This is a genomic window from Pantoea sp. CTOTU49201 (assembly GCF_032054795.1).
GTDB lineage: Bacteria > Pseudomonadota > Gammaproteobacteria > Enterobacterales > Enterobacteriaceae > Pantoea > Pantoea symbiotica.
Window position 1 is genome coordinate 218 of sequence record NZ_DAMBSA010000351.1, and the last position, 4,820, is coordinate 5,037.

5 protein-coding genes are annotated in these 4,820 nt (G+C 53.4%); 1 reads left to right on the forward strand and 4 read right to left on the reverse strand.

Annotated features, from left to right (window positions below; genetic code table 11):
- Positions 1-154: 154 nt before the first annotated feature.
- The 3 genes from RTY00_RS19690 to RTY00_RS19700 all read right to left on the reverse strand — a co-directional run bounded on the left by RTY00_RS19690 (position 155) and on the right by RTY00_RS19700 (position 3,151).
- Positions 155-1,741: an ABC transporter substrate-binding protein gene (locus RTY00_RS19690; protein ID WP_312665673.1), complete on the reverse strand. Its 1,587-nt coding sequence runs from the start codon at positions 1,739-1,741 to the stop codon at positions 155-157.
- Between the two features lie 76 nt (positions 1,742-1,817).
- The gene (locus RTY00_RS19695; protein WP_312665675.1) at positions 1,818-2,225 is read right to left on the reverse strand and encodes a nuclear transport factor 2 family protein; all 408 of its coding nucleotides are present in this window, start codon (positions 2,223-2,225) and stop codon (positions 1,818-1,820) included.
- A 17-nt stretch (positions 2,226-2,242) separates the two neighbouring features.
- Entirely contained in the window at positions 2,243-3,151 is a 909-nt protein-coding gene (locus tag RTY00_RS19700; RefSeq protein ID WP_312665676.1) for a polysaccharide deacetylase, read from the reverse strand.
- Between the two features lie 320 nt (positions 3,152-3,471).
- Here RTY00_RS19700 and RTY00_RS19705 point away from each other — a divergent pair, with 320 nt between their 5' ends.
- Complete coding sequence (locus tag RTY00_RS19705; RefSeq protein ID WP_312665677.1) at positions 3,472-4,071, forward strand: LuxR C-terminal-related transcriptional regulator; 600 nt, start codon at positions 3,472-3,474, stop codon at positions 4,069-4,071.
- 17 nt (positions 4,072-4,088) lie between these two features.
- Here the strand turns inward: RTY00_RS19705 and RTY00_RS19710 are convergent.
- Positions 4,089-4,820 (reverse strand): response regulator (locus RTY00_RS19710; protein ID WP_312665678.1); only part of this gene is annotated, 732 nt, incomplete at its 5' end.

Consider the following 4,820-nt stretch of genomic DNA (forward strand, 5'->3'; position numbering starts at 1 on the left):
ATACTGAAACAGAATAAAAGAGAGCAGCGCCACACCCGCCAGCAACATAAATGCCTGCAGTAACTTGCGCACAAAAAACACCATAACGGCCTCCGTAGGGTCGCCATTCATGGCGACCGATTTACGCTTAACTGACGTGCATGACCAGGCAGATTTAGTTGCTGACCTTGCCGTACCACAGGCGCTGGACATTATCTGGCGTCTGTTTCAGCGTCAGTTTTTTACTCATCGCCCAAACAGTGGGTTCAAAGTGCATCGGCAGATAAGGCAGATCTTTATTCGCCAGCGCGACGGCCTGGCTCAGCATGGCAATGCGCTTGGTGTTATCCAGCTCGCCGACAGAATCGTCGATCAGCTTGTCCGCCGCCGGATTGCTGTAGCGCGGGATATTAAAGGTGCCGAGGCTTTTCCCGTTACTGGTGTGCAGCAGCTGCACCGCCACGCTGTAAGGATCCATGATCGGCAGGTTGGCCCAGCCGAGCACGCCGACATCGGTGCGGCCATTGACCAGAATCGGGTCATAGACGCTGGCCGGATGCACATTCAGCGCGGCTTTCACGCCAATCTTCGACCAGTAGCTCTGCACCGCCTGGCACCATTGCGGAGCATTGATGTAGGTGCCTTCCGGGCAATCAAAGTTGAGGTTGAAGCCTTGCGGATAACCGGCTTCTGCCAGCAACGCTTTGGCCTTCGCCGGATCGTACGGATAATCCACGCCCGCCTTAGCGTCATAACCCGGAATATCCGGCGCCAGATAGTTGTTGGTCGGTTTGGTCAGACCGCGCATCACCTTTTGCGTTATCGCCTCGCGATTGATTGCCATGTACAACGCCTGACGCACACGAATGTCTTTCAGTGGGTTTTCTGCTTTGGTGTTTTTGGCATTCAGGGTGTCGCGCATGTTGAGCGTCAGATAATCGACGCGTAACGAATGGCTCACCTGCAGCTGCACGGCAGGATTGTTTTGCAGACGCTGAATATCCTGCAGCGGTACCGAGGTCACTAAATCGTACTCACCTGCCAGCAGGCCAGAGAGGCGTGTGGCATCGGATGAGATCGGTTTGAAAATGATTTTGTCGATATTGGTGGTGTCGGCAGCGGCATTCCACCAGTTGGGATTGCGTACCAGCACCATCTGCGTATCACGCTGACGACTTTGCAAAATAAACGGCCCGGTGCCGTTGGTATTGTTGGTGGCGTACCCTTCTGTGCCCTGACTGATATCGGTAGGCTTCAGCGCGTTATGCTCGCTGAGCCATTTCTTATCCATGATCATCACGCCGGTCAGCTCGTTGATGGCGATGCCGGTTTTCTTCACCAGATGAATATCCACGGTGTATTTGTCGACCGCCACCGCGTCTTTAATGGTTGAGGCGTTTGCGCGGATACCCGAAGCCGGATCCGTAACCCTCGCCACCGATGCCACCACATCTTCTGAGGTCAGCTCGTCGCCATTGTGAAACTTCACCCCTTCGCGCAATTTGAAGCGCAGCGTGGTGTCATCGATCTGCTGCCAGCTCAGCGCCAGCCACGGCTGGATTTTCAGATCGTTGTCGCGCTGCACCAGCGATTCATAAATGTGATTCTGGAAGGTCAGCGCTTTGGTGGATGCGTAGGCATCCGGATCCAGCGTTGGGATATCGGCATCGGTTGCCCAGCGCACCACGTTCTCCGCTAGCGCCGCGTGACTGACCACACCTAACGAACCTGCTACTAACAACGACAGAAAAAGTTGCTTCATCATTGATCTCCCATTAGTTTGCTAAGGTTATTGCTAGCAATGCATGCAAAGCCAATGCCAGTTGATTTGTTTGTTATTAACGTGGTGATTGATTCAGCTCTGGCGCCAAGATCCACTCGGCGCTGTCGTTCCACACATCCATTTTTGTAATGCGCCCTGCAATCACTTCATAGCGATCGAGGTAGCGATTACCGGCGAATTCACGCCCGTCCGGCCAAACGCCATAAAGAAAGCCGGTGCAGTACACCACCACATGACCGGGACTTTTCTCCATCCAGTCAAACTCGCCCAACTGCTTTTTCACCCATTGATAGCGCCCGGCGTTAAACGCGGTGACGCCGTGCACGGTGGGCATTACGCGCTTGCCGGTAAAAGTGATGACTACATCCGGTGACATCAGCGCTGCGGCTCGGTCTGGATCCGGCGCCATCGACGCCGCCAGAAACTCTTTCACAATCTCAACTGCTGTTAATGCTGCGGTCATGCTGTTCTCCAGTGATATCAGGTGAAGTTGTTGGTAACGTTCAGTGAATGCGCGGCGATCTCGCCTGGCGTGGTAATCCATACGTCTTCGCACTGCGCGATAATGTTCTTTAGCGTCTGCCGTAAATGATGAAGTCGGAACGGCTGACCGACGATGTAAGGATGCAACGCGATGCCCATCACCTGCGGTCGCTGGTCGGCGCGCAGTTTCATCTCGGCGAACTGGCTTTCGATCATGCTGCAGAAGGTTTCAATAGAGGTGCCGTTAGGAATAATGGTGGGAATATCGTTGATCTCCTGCGGATACGGCACCGACAGCAGATCGCCGTGCGACGTTTGCAGCGCCACCGGACGATCGTCGTGCGCCCAGTTCAGGGTGTAGCTGAAGCCGTTCTGGCGCAGTAAGTCGGGCGTGTCGTGGCTTTCGGAGATCCACGGCGACAGCCAACCCGCCACTGGGCGTTGCTGATACTCAGTGAGTCGCTGTTGGCAGCGGGCGATCAACGCAAACTCATCTTCACGGCTCAGTTCACCCTGACGCTGCGAGTTGGTATGACCGTGACCGATCAGTTCACTGCCGGGTAGGCTTACCCAGCGATCCAGCAGCTGTGGGCAATAATCGATGATGGCGGTGTTGGCGATCACCGCTGGCGCAATAGCCAATTCGGCAAACAGATCGGCCAGATACCATCCGCCCACCCGATTTCCATAGTCGCGCCACGCATAGTTCAGCACGTCGAGACGATTCGCCCCTTGCGACAGCTTGGCGCCTTCCGGCAAGCCAAACGCGAAATGCTCCAGATTCATGGCGATATACAGCGCCAGACCTTTGCCTTTGGGCCAGACGGGCAATACCTGATGTTCGATTGAGCTGTAGGCGTAACGCTGGTGGCTGGCGATATCCCACAAAACCTGCGGCGATGACATAACGGCCTCCTGAATGAACACATCTTGCGATGTCAGAAGTAAAGCAAGGGATATGCCACTCTAGCTTTATTGCTAGCAATATTTCTTAACGCGAGGAATTCGTGGGTTTTTCATCGGAATTTTCTTTCTTTGGATTGAGAACTGCGGGGTCAAGTGCGTAGGAAAAAGAGTAAAAGGTGAGCTGTTGGTGCAGCATCTGCCCTAAAAATGCGCAAAGACGAATTTAGGAAATTTCATACAAACCTCCCTTCCCCTGTCCGATATTTATCGCGCCGCCATCGCGCTTAAATAGCAACATAATAAGGATGGGGATAACTATGTTGTCATTAACGCTGATAGACAATAACAGATGGATTACTGAAGGCATTTCACATTATTTTGCCGGGAAATTCATTCAGATTAAAAATATTGAAAGTGACGATGTGGACATAGCGTTAAGCAAAGTAGCAGGAACCGATGTGCTTATCAGCGAATTAACCGCTTATGGCCGCGATGTGCAGTACTTCACCGAGCTGCTACTCAAAGTGCAGCGTTCATCTCCGGCAACGCGAATTATTGTGCTGACCGATCTGCACGAGAAAGCGGTAACCAGCTATGTGGTTGGCGTGCTGGCGGGCGTTACCTTTCTGTCGAAAACATGCAGCCTCAAGCAACTTTCAGATGCTGTATTAGGTTTGCCGTCGTCTGCGGAGTTTGCTGTTGGTGTTCGCCGCACTAAACAAACCCTTTCACCGCGTGAATTTGGCTTATTGCGCATGTTAGGGCAAACCAGCAACCTCACCGATATCGGGCACAAACTGCATCTCAGTTGTAAAACCATCAGCCATCATCGGCAAAGTATTATTCGCAAGCTCAATTGCGCCAATAATAAAGAGTTATTCAGCCGGTTAAGTCGTATGGGTTATCAATCAAAGATGTAATCAAAGTAGGGTCGCCATTAATGGCGACCACCGTTCTTCGCGATCTCCAGTCGAATCTCCGCCAGCAGCTCACGCCCTGATGCGGATAAAATCGCACGCGAAATCGATTCATCCTCGCAGTTCTCTTCCAGCGCTACGCATTTCGCTACCAGCGCGCTCGCGCCGGTAATGCCAGCGCTGCCTTTAATCTTATGCGCCAGTTCACGCAGTTGCTCGCGATCGTCGCTACTCAGCGCGACCGTCAATGCCACGATATCCTGCTGATAGCTTTCAATTAATTCCGCCCGTAATTGCGCGCTCCACTGTTCATCGCCCGCCGCCAGCTGTAATACGCCTTCATCCGCGCTTTGCAGCACACCCTTACCGAGCCAGTTTTGCAGATCCTGCAAGGTGCTGGGTTTAAACAGGCAGCCATCCATGCCGGCTTCACGGCAGCGATCTCGCTCTTCCGGCAAGGCGTTGGCGGTAAAACCTAAAACCAAACAGCGTGGCAGATCCCGCTGCAGCTCTTCACGACGAATCGCCTGTGCGAGTCGATAACCATCCATCACCGGCATGCGGCAATCGGTGATCACCACATCAAATCTTTGCTGATGCCACGCTGCCAGCGCCTGCGCGCCCTCTTCCGCCTCAATCACCTGATGACCGAGGAAATGCAGCTGGCGAGTTAACAGCAGACGGTTAACGCTGGAATCATCAACAATCAGGATGCGTAGCGGCACGCTGCTATACTCGGCGGGCAGCTCAGC